The following is a 16,673-nucleotide window of genomic DNA, read 5'->3' as shown; positions in this document are numbered from 1 at the left end:
CGACACATTTTAGGTTTAACGCCTGCTGTGCAGGCCTTTGGGAAGCATGCTGACTATGGCTACGATTCATGTAGACGGCAAAGAATATGAAGTTAACGGGGCTGATAACCTGTTAGAAGCCTGTCTTAATTTAGGCTTAGATATTCCTTATTTTTGCTGGCACCCAGCGCTGGGAAGCGTTGGCGCTTGCCGCCAGTGTGCGGTGAAGCAGTATCAAAATGCTGAGGATACCCGCGGTCGTTTAGTGATGTCTTGTATGACACCAGCGACTGATGGCACGTTTATCTCTATTGACGACGAAGAAGCGAAGAAATTTCGTGAAAGCGTTGTTGAATGGTATATGACAAACCATCCTCATGACTGTCCAGTTTGTGAAGAAGGTGGTAACTGTCACCTTCAAGATATGACGGTAATGACAGGTCATACTATGCGTCGCTATCGCTTTACGAAGCGTACACATAGAAACCAAGATCTGGGACCGTTTATTTCTCATGAAATGAACCGTTGTATTGCTTGTTACCGCTGTGTTCGTTACTACAAAGACTATGCCGATGGTACTGATCTTGGCGTCTTTGGTGCACATAACAACGTATTCTTTGGGCGCGTTGAAGATGGCACATTAGAGAGCGAATTCTCGGGTAACTTGGTTGAAATTTGTCCAACAGGTGTATTTACTGATAAAACTCACTCATCGCGTTATAACCGTAAGTGGGATATGCAGTTTGCACCAAGTATTTGTCAAGGCTGTAGCATGGGTTGTAACACAAGCCCAGGTGAACGTTATGGTGAATTACGTCGTATTGAAAACCGTTATAACGGGACGGTAAACCGCTATTTCCTTTGTGACCGTGGTCGTTTTGGCTATGGCTATGTGAATTTAGCAAGCAGACCTCGTCAGCCTAAAAAACGTTTAGGCAGTAACTGGTTAGAAATTAGTGCAGTTCAAGCGACTCAAGCTGCTGCGGATATGCTGAAGAAAAGTCAGCGTATTGTGGGTATTGGTTCGCCTCGTGCAAGCATTGAAAGCAACTTTGCATTACGTGAAGTTGTTGGCACTGAAAACTTCTATAGCGGTATCTCTGCATCAGAGCAAAAACGACTGACTTTAATGTTAGATATTTTACAAAAAGGTGGTGTTCATACTCCATCTCTACGTGAAATTGAAGATTACGATGCTGTTTTAGTGTTAGGTGAAGATTTAACACAAACAGGTGCTCGTATGGCATTGTCTGTACGTCAAGCAGTAAAAGGTAAAGCACGAGAAATGGCAGCAGCTCAAAAAGTGGCTGACTGGCAAATTGCTGCGATTATGAATATCGGACAACGTGCAAAATATCCACTATTTGTCACTCATGTTGATGAGACTCGCCTTGATGATGTTGCCGCATGGAGTTATCGCGCACCGGTTGTTGATCAAGCGCGTTTAGGCTTTGCGATTGCAAATAACATTAATGGTGAAGCACCTGCTGTTGATGGTATTGATGAAGCGCTGAATAAACATATTGAAATGATTGTTCAAGCACTTTCTCAAGCGAAGAAACCATTAATTATCAGTGGTAGTCACGCCGGTAGTGAAGAGGTTATTAAAGCAGCAGCTAACATTGCTTTTGCATTAAAAGCAAATGGTAATGAAGTCGGACTTTCTTTCGTTGCTGATGATGCAAACAGCATGGGTCTTGCCATGATGAATGCACAGCCACTTGATGATGCATTAAAAATGATGCGCAGTGGTCAAGTTAACACAGTTGTTGTCATGGAAAATGATTTATATCGCCATTACGATGCTGACGTTATTGATGAAGCGATTGCTAAAGTCGATAACGTGATTGTTATCGATCACCAGCAAACAGACATTATGGCGAAAGCACATCTTGTTCTACCTGCATCTTCATTCGCTGAAAGCGATGGAACAATGGTGAGTCAAGAGGGCAGAGCACAACGTTACTTCCAAGTTTTTGAGCCTTCTTTCTATAACAAAGACGTGGTGATGCATGAAAGCTGGCGTTGGTTGAGCGCTGTTGATTCACAATGGCATGAAAGAACACTGGATTGGACACAGTTAGACAATGTTATTGCGCATTGTGCAACCAGTCTTCCTCAGTTTGCTGGCATTGTTGATGCTGCACCGAATGCATCATTCCGTATTCGTGGACAGAAACTAGCTCGTGAACCACATCGTTATAGTGGTCGTACTTCTATGTTGGCGAATGTGTCTGTTCATGAACAGCGTCAACCAAAAGATATCGACACCCCATTTGCATTCTCAATGGAAGGTAATAACAGCCCAACCGCCCCTCGTCAGCAAATTCCATTTGCATGGGCACCGGGTTGGAACTCACCTCAAGCATGGAATAAATTCCAAGCAGAAGTGGGGGGGAGCTTACGCTTTGGCGATCCAGGTGTGCGTTTAATTGAATGTGGTGATAATACACTTGGCTACTTCACTGATATTCCTGCGCCATTTAATGCTCAGAAAAATCAATGGACTGTCGCACCTTGCTACCGTTTATTTGGTAGTGAAGAGTTATCACAACGCGCTGAAGTTATCCAATCTCGTATGGAAACTGCTTATTTAACATTGAGTGAATCTGATGCCCAAGCATTAGCGTTAACTCAAGGTCAACAAGCTATGTTTATTTACGAAGGCCGTGAATTCACCTTACCTGTGAAAATCAGTGCTCACCTGACTCAAGGTCAAATTGGCTTGCCGTTAGGTATGGCTGGTATTTCTCCATCGCTGGTGGGTGTATCGGTTCGTCAACTGCGGGGTATTGCATAATGAGCTGGTTATCTCCTGAAGTTACAGAGATTTTACTCACTGTTTTAAAAGCCGTCGTGATCTTGCTTGTCGTGGTTACTTGTGGTGCTTTTATGAGTATGGGGGAACGCCGTTTACTGGGGTTATTTCAAAACCGTTATGGGCCTAACCGTGTAGGTTATGCTGGTTCAGCACAGCTAATTGCGGATATGATCAAAATGTTCTTTAAAGAGGACTGGATCCCGAAATTTGCTGACCGCTTTATCTTTACCATTGCGCCAGTGATTGCGTTTTCATCTTTACTATTGTCATTTGCGATTGTACCGGTTAGCTCGACATGGGTTGTTGCTGACTTAAACATTGGTATTTTGTTCTTCTTGATGGTTGCCGGTATTGCGGTGTATGCCGTGTTATTTGCAGGTTGGTCAAGTAATAACAAATATTCATTGTTAGGTGCAATGCGTGCATCAGCACAAACCGTAAGTTATGAAGTGTTCTTAGGACTTTCAATCTTAGGTGTTGTTGCACAAGCGGGCTCTTTTAACCTGACTGACATCGTAAACTCACAAGCAAATATGTGGAATATTATCCCACAATTCTTTGGTTTTATTACGTTTGCCATTGCTGGGGTTGCTGTTTGTCACCGTCACCCATTTGACCAACCAGAAGCAGAGCAAGAGCTAGCTGATGGTTATCACATTGAATATTCTGGTATGAAATTCGGTTTATTCTTTGTTGGTGAATATATCGGGATCGTTGCGGTATCGGGTCTTATCGTGACGTTATTCTTTGGTGGTTGGCAAGGTCCTTTCTTACCGTCATTCGTTTGGTTTGCACTGAAAACAGGATTCTTCATGATGATGTTTATCCTTATTCGTGCTTCGTTACCGCGTCCGCGGTATGACCAAGTGATGTCTTTCGGTTGGAAAATTTGCTTACCGTTAACACTTATTAATCTGCTGGTAACTGCTGCAGTGATACTTTACAACGCTCAATAAGGGGTGATTGAACCATGACTTTAAAAGAGTTATTGACTGGTTTCGGCACCCAGGTACGAAGCATTTGGATGATTGGTTTACATGCCTTCGCCAAACGTGAAACACAGATGTACCCGGAAGAACCTGTCAATGTAGCACCACGCTATCGTGGACGTATTGTGTTGACGCGTGATCCCGATGGTGAAGAGCGCTGTGTTGCTTGTAACTTGTGTGCAGCAGTCTGTCCAGTAGGCTGTATTTCATTACAGAAAGCAGAACATGAAGATGGTCGTTGGTATCCGGAGTTTTTCCGTATCAACTTTTCTCGTTGTATCTTCTGCGGTTTATGTGAAGAAGCTTGTCCAACAACGGCACTGCAATTAACGCCTGATTTCGAAATGGGTGAGTTTAAGCGTCAGGATCTGGTTTATGAAAAAGACGATCTGTTGATTTCTGGACCCGGCAAATATCCTGAATATAACTTTTACCGTAAAACAGGTATGGCGATTAACGGCAAAGACAAAGGCGAGGCGGATGATGAAGCTAAACCTATTGATGTCAAAAGCCTGTTACCGTAAGGAGCGATATTCATGGAATTTGCATTTTACATCGCGGGGCTGATTGCCATCCTTGCAACATTGAGAGTTATCACTCATACCAATCCGGTACACGCACTGCTGTACTTGGTGATTTCATTGATTGCACTCTCTGTGGTTTTCTTCTCGTTAGGAGCCTATTTTGCTGGGGCATTAGAAATCATTGTTTACGCTGGCGCCATTATGGTGTTATTCGTTTTCGTGGTGATGATGCTCAATTTAGGTAAATCTGTCGTCGATCAAGAGAAAAAGTGGCTACAACCGAAGTTTTGGATTGGGCCAGCACTTTTATCTCTTATTTTGCTTGTGGTGTTGGTGTATGCCATTAGTAGTGTGACTCACGGCGAAATAGCTGGAGAAGTGATTGGCGCGAAAGAGGTCGGTATTAGCTTGTTTGGACCTTATATTTTGGCTGTTGAGTTAGCATCTGTTCTCTTATTGTCTGGATTAATAGTTGCTTATCACATTGGTCGTGATCAGAGCCATGACGATCTCGTCGAAAACGCAGGGGAGCAAAAATGATACCTCTTCAACATGGTTTGATCTTGGCTGCGGTACTGTTTGTGTTAGGTTTTACCTGCTTAGTACTTCGCCGCAACCTGTTGTTTATGTTGATCGGACTAGAAATTATGATTAATGCGGCTGCACTGGCATTTGTTGTCGGTGGTAGCTTTTGGGGTCAAACAGATGGTCAGATAATGTATATTCTGGCAATCAGCTTGGCAGCGGCAGAGGCAAGTATTGGTCTGGCATTGTTGTTACAGCTTCATAGACATCGCCAAAATATCAATATCGATACAGTCAGTGAGATGCGCGGATGAATATACTCTATTTAACCATTCTGCTACCACTGCTGGGATTTTTATTGCTCGCTTTCTCGCGTGGTCGTTGGTCTGAAAATGTATCAGCATGGATTGGTACTGGTTCGGTCGGGCTATCAGCTTTAGTGGCACTTTGGGTTGGTATGGATTTCTTTGCCAATGGGCAAGAAACTCAAGTTCTGACTTTATGGAACTGGATGTCAGCTGGGAATTTTAATATTCCATTTACGCTGGTTCTTGATGGTCTTTCATTAACCATGCTGGGTGTGATTACCGGTGTTGGCTTCCTTATTCATATGTACGCATCTTGGTATATGCGTGGCGAAGAAGGGTATTCTCGCTTCTTTGCTTATACCAACTTATTTATCGCAAGTATGGTTGTTTTAGTACTGGCCGATAATATGATGTTGATGTATATGGGGTGGGAAGGGGTTGGTCTATGTAGTTATCTGTTAATTGGTTTCTATTATAGCAACCCTGCTAATGGCGCAGCTGCGATGAAAGCGTTTATTGTAACGCGTATCGGTGATGTGTTCTTAGCTATCGGTATGTTTATCCTGTTTGACCAATTGGGTACATTGAGCTTCCGTGAAATGGCAGTGCTTGCTCCTGAACAATTAGCAGTAGGTTCAAGTGTCATTAACTGGGCAATGTTAATGGTATTAGGCGGTGCGGTAGGTAAATCAGCACAGCTTCCATTACAAACTTGGTTAGCCGATGCAATGGCAGGTCCAACACCTGTATCTGCATTAATTCACGCCGCAACCATGGTCACGGCGGGTGTATACTTAGTTGCACGTAGCAATGCGCTATTCTTAATGGCACCAGAAGTACTTGAATTAGTCGGTATTATCGGTGCTATGACATTAGTGCTAGCAGGTTTTGCAGCTTTAGTACAAACAGATATCAAACGTATTCTTGCTTATTCAACCATGAGCCAAATTGGTTATATGTTCTTGGCTTTAGGCGCTCAAGCATGGGATGCGGCAATTTTCCACTTAATGACCCACGCTTTCTTTAAAGCATTACTGTTCTTATCCGCAGGCTCTGTGATTATTGCCTGCCACCACGAACAAAATATCTTTAAGATGGGCGGGTTACGTAAGAAGATCCCATTTGTTTATGCCTGTTTCCTAATTGGTGGTGGCGCATTAGCGGCATTACCACTGTTAACAGCAGGGTTCTTCAGTAAAGATGAAATCTTATGGGGTGCGTATTCAAACGGGCATTTTAACTTAATGCTTGCAGGTTTAGTTGGCGCATTATTTACGTCACTTTATACCTTCCGTTTGATTTTCATCGTATTCCATGGTGAAACCAAAACCGAAGCACACCAAGTTAAAGGGTTTACTCATACTTTCCCATTAGCAGTATTGGCACTGTTATCAACATTTATCGGTGCATTAATTACTCAACCGTTAGGTGCTGTTTTCCCTGAAGGAAATGCATCGCACGATGGTAAATATGTATTAGAAATTCTTTCTGGTGTGGTAGCGATAGTAGGTGTTGCCATTGCAGCATGGTTATACCTGAAACAGCGTCAATGTGTTTCTAAGGTTGCTAATACTTGTACAGGTCGTTTTTTCTCAACATGGTGGTTCCATGCTTGGGGATTTGATGCCTTGTATGAAGTGCTGTTTGTCAAACCTTATAAAGGGGCAGCGTGGCTTATCCAAAATGATCCTGTTAACCAATTCTTTAATCTATTCGGTTGCCTGCTTAAAGGTACCAATAAAGGATTAAGTTTCAGTGAGAATGGATTAGCTCGTTGGTATGCGGCTTCTCTCGGTTTAGGTGCAGTGCTGGTTATCGCTCTGCTGCTTCTGGTTTAATTAAGGGACACATTGCGCCATGTTATTACCCTGGCTAATACTTATTCCCTTCATCGGTGGCCTGCTAAGTTGGCAGGCTGAACGAATCGGCTCGCAAGTTCCTCGCTGGGTTGCGTTGCTGACGATGGGATTAACACTCGTTATTTCTGTGCAACTTTGGTTGCAGGGCGATTATCAACTACTTAGTGCTGATGGAGCACCACGCTGGACAGAGTATTACTTTGTGCCGTGGATCCCTGCTTTAGGGATTAATATCCAATTTGCACTTGATGGTATGTCATTGCTGATGACTGTATTAACTGCGATTTTAGGTATCTTAGCGGTACTTTCATCGTGGAATGAAAATCAGCCATCACAAGGCGCTTTCCATTTTAACCTGCTCTGGATCTTAGCAGGTGTGATGGGGGTATTTTTAGCGACAGACCTGTTTTTATTTTTCTTCTTCTGGGAAATGATGTTGATCCCAATGTATTTCCTGATTTCTTTATGGGGACACAAAGGAAGTAGTGATAAAAAACACGTTAGTGCAGCAACAAAATTCTTTATCTATACACAGGCTAGTGGCCTGTTAATGTTGCTGGCTATTATTGGTCTTGCGGTAGCTTTCTACCGTGAAACAGGTATTTGGACGTTTAACTACGATACCTTATTACAAGCACATACTGTTTTAAGCGCTGAACTGCAATTTATCCTGATGTTAGGTTTCTTCGCTGCATTTGCAGTGAAAATGCCAATTGTTCCTGTACATGGCTGGTTAGCGGATGCTCATGCAGAAGCACCAACAGCTGGTTCTGTTGATTTATCAGGTATTTTGCTAAAAACAGCGGCTTACGGCCTATTACGTTTTAACTTACCGCTCTTCCCTGAAGCCTCTGCTTTACTGGCACCAGTGGCGATGTGGTTAGGTTTAATTACTGTATTTTATGCAGCATTACTGGCATTCCGTCAGACAGATATCAAACGTCTTGCGGCTTACAGTAGTATTTCTCACATGGGCTTTATCGTAATTGCGATTTATGCTGGCTCTATATTGGCTTATCAAGGTGCGATTATTCAAATGATCACCAATGGTTTGTCAGCAGCAGGTCTGTTTATCATGTGTGGCATGCTGTATGAGCGTTTAGGTACGCGTGATATGAACCAAATGGGTGGATTGTGGAAAAGCATCCGTTTCTTACCTGCGTTTTCACTGTTTTTTGCGGTTGCCTCGTTAGGTATGCCAGGAACAGGTAACTTCGTTGGTGAGTTTATGATCCTGTTTGGTACTTATGGCAACTTTAAGCTGATTACGATTATTTCGGTCTTTGGTTTAGTTTTTGCTTCTGTCTACGCATTGTGGATGATGCAACAAGCTTACTATGGTTCACCGAAAACAGCTGAAAGAACCTACAAAGGGTTAGATCTGAGAGAGTTCTTTATCCTGATCACATTGGTTATTTTACTGGTTATCTTGGGTTTCTTCCCACAACCAGTGTTAGACACCTCTGCAGCAGCGATGGAAAATCTCCAGACTTGGTATTCCGCTTCTATTTCAACAGTAAGGCCGTAATTCGCCATGACAATAACTCCTGAACAATTGATCGCAATGCTACCGCTATTGATCGTCGGATTGACGGTGGTGGTTGTGATGCTGTCCATTGCGTGGCGACGCGATCATTTTATTATTGCCACTTTGACAGCAACAGGTTTCATCCTTGCGCTGGGATCGCTCTATTACGTTAATGCATTAGGCGTAGTAGACGTTACCACGCTTTATCATGTTGATGGATATTCTAGTTTCTTTACTGCATTAGTTATCCTTTCTGGTATTGGAACTATCGCATTTGCTTATCCTTGGTTAGAAGGCTATCAAGATAACAAAGAAGAGTTTTACTTGCTGATAGCGATTGCAGTGATTGGAGGGATTTTACTCTCTTCAGCTCACCACTTCGCATCGATGTTTATTGGTATTGAATTGCTGACATTACCGCTATTTGGTCTTATCGGTTATGCATTCCAACAACGTCCCTCTTTGGAAGCGGGTATCAAATATATGCTGCTTTCGGCAGCAGCATCTTCTTTCTTACTGTTTGGTATGGCTCTTCTCTATGCAGAAGCTGGGGATCTCTCCTTTACCGCAATGGGGCAAAGTTTAAGTGATAGCAATATCCATAAACCATTAGTACTCGCAGGTTTAGGTATGATGTTAGTGGGAATTGGATTTAAATTATCTTTATTCCCATTCCAACTGTGGACACCAGATGTTTATCAAGGCGCACCAGCACCTACTGGCGCGTTCTTAGCGACAGCAAGCAAAATTGGTATTTTTGCTGTTGTTATGCGTTTATTCCTTGAAGCGCCAGCGGCAGATAGTGAAACCTTACGAATGATCTTAGGTTTCATGGCAATTGCCTCTATCTTGTTTGGTAACATTATGGCGTTAACGCAAAAGAGCGTGAAGCGCTTATTGGGTTACTCTTCGGTATCACACCTTGGTTATCTGTTAGTGGCATTAATCGTGTTGCAATACAGCCCTGTATTAGCACAAGAAACAGCAGAAATTTATTTAGCTGGTTACTTGTTTGCAAGTTTAGGGGCATTTGGTGCTATTGCAGTAGCTTCAAGTCCTTATCGTGAAAACGAAATGGATTCACTGGAAGATTACCGTGGATTATTCTGGCGTCGTCCTGTCGTTGCTGTGGTGATGTCACTGATGATGTTATCGCTGGCAGGTGTTCCAATTACATTAGGCTTCATTGGTAAACTGTATGTCATCATTGCGGGTATTAGCTCAAGCTTATGGTGGTTAACAGGTATGGTTGTGTTAGGCAGTGCGATTGGTTTATTCTATTATCTACGTGCTGCGGCGATTGTCTTCTTACGCAAACCAGACAATGACAACACCCCTGCTATTTCAACAACATCACAAAATATGGCAACATTTGTTGCATTAATCTGTGTTATCGTTGTGATTGCCTTAGGTGTATGGCCACAACCATTAATTGAACTAACGAATTTTGCGATTATTGCGCCTGTAGCAAATTAATCGTAATAGTTAGATATTCAAATTAAGAGCGGCTCTTTTATAGAGCCGTTTTTTTCGTTATTATTAATGGTTTTTTATTTTTCAACATCTTCATAATATAAAGAAAAATCATCTAAGAATGAAAACATAGGGATAATAATATCTTTATTTAATAAATTATTATTTTTTAGTGTAAACATCTGCAAAATAAATTCTCTCCAATATTCAGATAAAAACTCTAATTGCTTAATAAATATATGAAGAAAATAATCAATATCTACGAGTTTGTAATGGTATTTTAAGTTTAATAGTGTATTTTGTTGTTCTTTTTTTAACTGATGAACTTTTTTTATTTGTGCTAAATAAAGTGTAGTAAGCTGGTGTCGAGTTTCAACTATTTTAGTATAAGAAAAACCATGATTTAATGTAGAGAATAAATTATTTAATATTTTTACTAGGGAAGATAAAATGTTTTTTTCTTGTGTTTCAATGTTGAGGTTATTGATTTCTGATTGTTGAGGTATAGAGTTTTTAAAAAGGTCGAAAAAGTTTTTTCTATGTAAAATGTCTTCACTGTCACGTATAATATCAAGTTCTTTTTTTGTTTCCCCTGATTGATGTTCTAAAGTAACAATTTCATTTGTGATTTTTTTCATGCTGTTTTCTTTATCATGAATAAAAGGTGTTATTTTATTTGTGATAAATTTATTTTTTAATTCTTTAATTTCAAATGAAAGGTATTGATTATGTTGATTAATAGCATTTATTGTTTCATCTATTTCATCAAAAAGTATTTTTAATATTTCATTTTTTTCTTCTTTTAATTTATTCTTTAATTCATTGTTAATTGTTTCTACCTGTATTTCTTTATCAATTTCATTAATCGTTTCTAAGATATCATTGAATAAAATTTGCCTTAGTTTATTTTTTAGATTGAGAGAAAAATAAATAATATTTTCAATGTTTTTATTGTTTCTTTCTAAAAGCTGTGTTGTTTCTTCTTCTAGTGCACTATCCATATAGCATTTACTACTGCTTAAATAAAGAATATTTCTGTATGCATGAAATAATTTACTATGTTCAAAGAGATGATCTAATTTAATAGGATTTTCAGGGTTGTTCATAACAATATCCTTTTGTTAGTTATTTGATGAGTAAAATGTAGAAAGTGCACTATCAAAAGAGAGCAGGATCTCCTTTGAGTAACCAATGACCATGTACCAAGGTGTGATGATTTTCTCAAGATAAATACTAAATTTTATCAACTCTAATGCATTGTTAATTTTATTAAAGTTAGTTATTGATGCTTCTATTTCTGTTAATATAGCCTGCCATACATATTCAATATGCTCTAAGGCCATATTTGTATCTTCAATAAACTGCTCAATTTCTGATAATTCAATATAAAGTGTATTTAAATGCAAAGATAAACCCGTGTAGATATCAATTTTCACGTTGATTTTCTTTACTTTTTCAACAAGTTCATTTTTCTTTTTACGAATAGCTTCAGCTTTTGCACCAAATATTCCTCCCGTAATAATAACACCAATAATACCTATGGCGAGTCCTGTAAAAGCAAGACTAACATAGTGTTTATATTCATCTTTTAATCGTGTAATTTCCTCAATTAATAAATCCCGCTCTTCTATAAGAGAATTGCTATTGTCTGTATAAAATTCATTAATAAATCGTTTTTTATTCAATATTTCATGATAGATAGAAGAGTGAGTGACATTTTGACTATCTTTTCCACCTATTATTTTACTTCTAAATGTCGATAAGCTATCTTTTATTTTAATCGTTTTATTACGTTCATTCTCAATATCTTCTTTCATGCTTTCTAAAATATGAATAAGTTGTGTTGCAACTTCTTTATCTTGAGATTTATATTGGATTCTTTTTAACTCTTGTTCGGAGAGATCTTCAATAACAGAAGATATTTTTGTTAATAAAGGCATTTGATTAATAAATGCAATGATATTTTCACCTGTAGAAGTAATTTCTCTGCCCATTATTTCTAAATCAATTGCTTGTTGCTTGATACTATATTCTATTTTATTCCAATCAAAAGCGTGCTCTCGTATTTTAATAAAAAGAGAGAGGATATTATCAGGCGAGAGTTGTGGTTCATTTATTTCATTGTAATGAATAAATTTGATGATATCATCTATTTTGTAAGGAAGAGAAAGTGCTTTATTAATATAAGACTTTATTTTTATTAAATCATGAGAAGTAACAATACCCGGTAGTCGTCCATCTTCAATATCTATACCTAATATTAATCCCAAAGCAACCTTAGGAATATCGGACGTCTCAATTATTTTATCGACGTGCTCAAAGGTGGTTGTATCCATATAACCTCACTTATGTATAAAAAATTTTTATCTTTACCACTTTATCTAATGAAGATTTGTTGATTGTTTTAGAAGTGCGAGTTAATGCATCTACTTTGTAACATAAAAAATACAAAACTTTGATAAATGACAAAGGTTATAATTAATCAGTCCTTTGATAATTTGTATAGAGACGTATAATCACCTTTTTAATTTTGTTGTGGGTATTGGTAGTGGAAAAGATTAATCCTGTGTTTTTGGCACTGTACGAAAAAGTGAAAAATATAAATCTGATAGCACAAGGTAATCTTTTACATTTGAAAGTCACCTTGCCATCAGAGGTTTCATTTTCATTGCTCTCTTGGCTCGCGGCACAGTCGTATTATCCTCAATTTTATTGGCAACATCGTGATGAGCATGAAGAAGTTGCTGCTTGTGGGCAGTTGCGTTGTTTTAATCATATTGAAGATGCTTGCCAATTTTTAGATTTACACCAGAGTGATGTAAATAGTGATGATGTGCGTATTTGGGGCTTAAATGCATGGGATACCATTATTCCTGGTCGTATTGACAAAATAAAAGGCGATAATGCCTACCTTTTTTTGCCCCACATTGAGATTAGACGCCATCAACAACAGCTTTCTGTTCATCTAAATATGTTGGATGAGGGGGATAAACAAAATACATTAGATTTTCTGCAAACATTAAACCAAGCCGTAGAAATTGAACCGCTTTCTGTTTCTGTTACTCATGTCAATCACTCTTTAACACAAGCACAGTGGACTCACTATCTCAATATCGCCTTAGATGAAATTAGCCAAGGTTTATTTGAAAAAGTTGTCCCTGCAAGAGCAACGTGCTTAACATTGGATAATCCGCTTAAAGCGATCCAATTTATGAAGGCGAGTTGTGATGTTAATCATCATTGTTATCACTATATGCTGGCATTTTCACCTTCAGATGCATTTATGGGATCAACACCTGAAAGATTATATAAACGTGATGAGTTGATGCTTTATACAGAAGCGTTGGCTGGTACTGTGGCGAGTTCTGATAACGAACAACAAGCCACTAAATTTGCAGACTGGCTGATGAATGATAAAAAGAATCAGCATGAAAACCTTGTTGTAGTAGATGATATTTGTCAACGATTACAAGGCGGTGTCGAAGGTATTGATGTTTCACCCGCAGATGTTATCCGGTTGCGTAAAGTGCAACATCTTCGTCGTTATATACATGGTAAATTAATTCACGCTGATGATATTGATTGCTTAAAACGATTACAGCCAACGGCCGCTGTATGTGGATTACCAAGAAGTGTTGCTCGTGCTTTTATTCGTAAACATGAACCTTTCGAGCGCCGTTGGTATGCGGGATCTGCGGGATATTTATCTCTTCCCCATGCGGAATTTGCTGTTAGTTTACGTTGCGGTGAGTTGCACGATGATACCTTAACTTTATATGCTGGTGCTGGTGTTGTCGCAGGATCTGATCCCCTGCAAGAGTGGACTGAAATCGAAAATAAAGCAGCAGGTCTACGAACATTGTTGGAAAAAGAGAGTTAATTCTTACAGATAATCTCAGTTTAAATAACATTAGTGTAGTCATCAAATTTGATGAGTAGTTTTTTATGTCAATAATTTAGTGCTACTCTTTAAATAACCATTGCTAATTGTTAATTAATTGATGCTATTCTTTAGAGTACTAACGCTATTTATTCCTATTCTTAACGATAAAAAAGAGCTCATTGAAAATAGAGTGGATGATTAGCCTAAATAATGCACTTTTTGAGTGTTTTTTTAACGATTTATTTAACGAAAACTTCTGTTCATTGAACTAGGCTAAGGAAAAGTATTTAGTAACAGATATTATAATAGCAATTGCAGGTTTTCGTTGTTGGGATAATCAATGTCTAATAGTTCGTTTAATCGCCAATGGGCTAAAGTTATACTCGAAACTTTGACTCGTCATGGCTTGCGCCATATCTGTATTGCTCCCGGATCTCGTTCGACCCCTTTAACACTTGCGGCGGCAGCTAATCAAAAATTAGTTTGCCATACGCATTTTGATGAGCGTGGACTTGGGCATTTAGCTTTAGGCTTAGCAAAAGCAACCAAAGAACCCGTTGCGGTGATTGTCACTTCGGGAACAGCCGTTGCGAATTTATACCCAGCCTTGATTGAAGCGGGATTAACGGGTGAACGAGTTATCTTTTTAACCGCAGATAGGCCACCTGAATTGATTGATTGTGGTGCAAACCAAGCTATCCGACAGCAAGGTATTTTTGCAACGCACCCTTCACAAACCCTCTCTTTACCAAGACCAACAGCTGATATTTCCGCGAGTTGGTTAGTTTCTACTCTTGATAATGCCATGAATACGTTGGTTCATGGTGCATTACATATCAATTGTCCTTTTGCAGAACCTTTATATGGTAATGATATTGAAACATCGACACCATGGGCGGATGCTTTAGGAGATTGGTGGCAAAGTGATAAACCGTGGTTACAAGAAACACTTGTTACATCTGCTGCAATGCATCCACTGTGGAATATATTACGTCAGAAAAAAGGGGTGGTTGTTGCAGGGCGCATTACGTCAGAAGAAGGGAGGGAAGTTGCAAAATGGGCTTCGCAACTAGGTTGGCCTTTATTGGGGGATGTGTTATCTCAAACAGGGCAACCACTACCTTGTGCCGATTTATGGTTGAATAACCCTCAAATAACATCAGAATTAAATCAAGCTGAGATAGTTATTCAATTTGGTTCAAGCTTAACCGGTAAACGCTTATTACAATGGCAAGTAGGATGTGCACCAAAAACGTATTGGATTATTGATCCTATTCCGGGACGTTTAGATCCTGGTCATCATCAAGGTGAGAAATTTACATTACCACCAATGCAATGGTTAACGGCACATCCAGCGGTCGATAATTCACCTTGGACTAATGTATTAACTCATATAGCCAAACAAACTTATCAGAAAGTCAGTGAAGTAACCGATTATTTTGGTGAAGCACAGGTTGCTCACCAATTAGATAAATTACTGCCTAATGATGGGCAATTATTTGTTGGCAATAGCCTAATAGTACGATTAATCGATGCATTTGCTCAGTTACCACAAGGGTATCCTGTGATGAGCAATCGAGGCGCAAGTGGTATTGATGGCTTAATTTCAACATCTGCAGGTGTTCATCGTGCGACAGAAAAGCCAACGTTAACAATAATAGGTGATTTATCTGCGCTGTATGATTTAAATAGTTTAGCGTTACATCAACAAGTTTATGCACCTAATGTTATTATTGTAGTGAATAATAATGGCGGGCAAATATTTTCAATGCTACCCACGCCAGAGGCAGAGCGAGAACGCTTTTACTGTATGCCTCATTCACTAAATTTTAAACACGCGGCAGCAATGTTTGGTTTGCATTATGTCTCACCAACAAGTTGGGATGCACTGTTAACGACTGTTCAGAAATGCTGGGCAGGGGCGCCAACAACGACATTAATTGAGTTAATTGTTGATGATACTGATGGTGCAAAAACATTAAATCAGCTGGTAAAACAGGTAACATCTCATGACTTTAGCATGTCAGCGATATAATACCCATAATGAAGGGCCTTGGTTAGTTTGGTTGCATGGGCTATTAGGTGAGGGGCGTGAATGGGAGCCTGTCATTCAGGCTTGTCATGAGTATCCATCACTGGTGATTGATTTGCCTCGTCATGGTGGTTCTGCTGCTATCAGCGTGAAAAATTTTGTTGAAGTGAGTACATTACTGACGGAGACACTTAAAGAGCAAGGTATTGACCACTATTGGTTAATTGGCTATTCGTTAGGCGGCAGAATTTCGATGTACCATGCGTGTTTTGGTAATACTACGGGATTAATGGGGTTGATTGTAGAAGGTGGAAATCCGGGGTTATCTGATGCAACAGAAAGACAAAATCGCATTGTGCATGATAAACGCTGGGCTGAACGTTTTCGTAATGAACCTATTAGTGATGTTTTAGCACTATGGTACCAACAACCCGTCTTTGCTGATTTAAGTGATGAAAAACGTCAATTACTGATTGAGAAGCGTCGCGATAATAGCGGGTTGTGCATTGCAGAAAGCCTTGAGACGCTTTCTTTGGGTTATCAACCGTGGTTGGTGACTGAATTACAGCAACTTACATTGCCGTTTATTTGGCTTTGTGGTGAAAAAGATAATAAATTTCAATCTATTGCGCAGCAGTATTCGCTGCCATTAACGACTATCCCGCATGCTGGTCATAATGCCCATCAGGCACAGCCTGTTGCTTATGCTGCGGTGATAAATCATGTTTTATCCCTCTTTGGTTAAAGGAACC

13 protein-coding genes are annotated in these 16,673 nt (G+C 39.6%); 11 read left to right on the top strand and 2 right to left on the bottom strand.

Translation table 11 applies throughout. The features are described 5' to 3' along the window. Positions 1-46: 46 nt before the first annotated feature. The 8 genes from nuoG to nuoN are packed head-to-tail and all read left to right on the top strand — an operon-like array spanning position 47 to position 10,009. Positions 47-2,779 carry an NADH-quinone oxidoreductase subunit NuoG gene (gene nuoG / locus QSH13_RS07005; RefSeq protein ID WP_109395783.1) on the top strand — a complete coding sequence of 911 codons (2,733 nt, stop codon included), beginning with the start codon at positions 47-49 and terminating at the stop codon, positions 2,777-2,779. Continuing rightward, positions 2,779-3,756 carry an NADH-quinone oxidoreductase subunit NuoH gene (nuoH, locus tag QSH13_RS07000; RefSeq protein WP_075670642.1) on the top strand — a complete coding sequence of 326 codons (978 nt, stop codon included), beginning with the start codon at positions 2,779-2,781 and terminating at the stop codon, positions 3,754-3,756. The genes nuoG and nuoH overlap by 1 nt, the downstream gene beginning before the upstream one ends. Positions 3,757-3,770: 14 nt before the next feature. Continuing rightward, positions 3,771-4,313 carry an NADH-quinone oxidoreductase subunit NuoI gene (gene nuoI, locus QSH13_RS06995; RefSeq protein WP_036935576.1) on the top strand — a complete coding sequence of 181 codons (543 nt, stop codon included), beginning with the start codon at positions 3,771-3,773 and terminating at the stop codon, positions 4,311-4,313. Between the two features lie 12 nt (positions 4,314-4,325). Next, the gene (gene nuoJ, locus QSH13_RS06990; RefSeq protein ID WP_286038975.1) at positions 4,326-4,853 is read left to right on the top strand and encodes an NADH-quinone oxidoreductase subunit J; all 528 of its coding nucleotides are present in this window, start codon (positions 4,326-4,328) and stop codon (positions 4,851-4,853) included. Next, positions 4,850-5,152, top strand: a complete 303-nt coding sequence (nuoK, locus tag QSH13_RS06985; protein ID WP_023581731.1) for an NADH-quinone oxidoreductase subunit NuoK — start codon at positions 4,850-4,852, stop codon at positions 5,150-5,152. The genes nuoJ and nuoK overlap by 4 nt, the downstream gene beginning before the upstream one ends. Beyond that, on the top strand, positions 5,149-6,984 hold the full coding sequence (nuoL, locus tag QSH13_RS06980) for an NADH-quinone oxidoreductase subunit L (RefSeq protein ID WP_109395785.1): 1,836 nt from the start codon (positions 5,149-5,151) through the stop codon (positions 6,982-6,984). The genes nuoK and nuoL overlap by 4 nt, the downstream gene beginning before the upstream one ends. A 19-nt stretch (positions 6,985-7,003) precedes the next feature. Beyond that, positions 7,004-8,533: an NADH-quinone oxidoreductase subunit M gene (nuoM, locus tag QSH13_RS06975; protein ID WP_109406714.1), complete on the top strand. Its 1,530-nt coding sequence runs from the start codon at positions 7,004-7,006 to the stop codon at positions 8,531-8,533. A gap of 6 nt (positions 8,534-8,539) precedes the next feature. Further along, entirely contained in the window at positions 8,540-10,009 is a 1,470-nt protein-coding gene (gene nuoN / locus QSH13_RS06970) for an NADH-quinone oxidoreductase subunit NuoN (protein WP_185901001.1), read from the top strand. A 74-nt stretch (positions 10,010-10,083) separates the two neighbouring features. Here the strand turns inward: nuoN and QSH13_RS06965 are convergent, their stop codons facing one another. Continuing rightward, positions 10,084-11,112, bottom strand: a complete 1,029-nt coding sequence (locus QSH13_RS06965) for an alpha-xenorhabdolysin family binary toxin subunit B (RefSeq protein ID WP_286038974.1) — start codon at positions 11,110-11,112, stop codon at positions 10,084-10,086. Between the two features lie 15 nt (positions 11,113-11,127). Further along, the gene (locus QSH13_RS06960) at positions 11,128-12,342 is read right to left on the bottom strand and encodes an alpha-xenorhabdolysin family binary toxin subunit A (protein ID WP_109395789.1); all 1,215 of its coding nucleotides are present in this window, start codon (positions 12,340-12,342) and stop codon (positions 11,128-11,130) included. A gap of 212 nt (positions 12,343-12,554) precedes the next feature. Here QSH13_RS06960 and QSH13_RS06955 point away from each other — a divergent pair, with 212 nt between their 5' ends. The 3 genes from QSH13_RS06955 (at position 12,555) to menH (ending at position 16,666) form a co-directional block, all read left to right on the top strand. Further along, positions 12,555-13,886: an isochorismate synthase gene (locus tag QSH13_RS06955; protein ID WP_286038973.1), complete on the top strand. Its 1,332-nt coding sequence runs from the start codon at positions 12,555-12,557 to the stop codon at positions 13,884-13,886. A 343-nt stretch (positions 13,887-14,229) separates the two neighbouring features. Then, positions 14,230-15,924 carry a 2-succinyl-5-enolpyruvyl-6-hydroxy-3-cyclohexene-1-carboxylic-acid synthase gene (gene menD / locus QSH13_RS06950; RefSeq protein ID WP_286038972.1) on the top strand — a complete coding sequence of 565 codons (1,695 nt, stop codon included), beginning with the start codon at positions 14,230-14,232 and terminating at the stop codon, positions 15,922-15,924. Continuing rightward, positions 15,899-16,666: a 2-succinyl-6-hydroxy-2,4-cyclohexadiene-1-carboxylate synthase gene (gene menH / locus QSH13_RS06945; protein WP_196544183.1), complete on the top strand. Its 768-nt coding sequence runs from the start codon at positions 15,899-15,901 to the stop codon at positions 16,664-16,666. The genes menD and menH overlap by 26 nt, the downstream gene beginning before the upstream one ends. Positions 16,667-16,673 lie beyond the last annotated feature (7 nt).

It is taken from the genome of Proteus faecis (genome assembly GCF_030286765.1).
GTDB lineage: Bacteria > Pseudomonadota > Gammaproteobacteria > Enterobacterales > Enterobacteriaceae > Proteus > Proteus faecis.
Note: the sequence above shows the minus strand (reverse complement) of the source record. Positions and strands in the feature narration are given on the sequence as shown.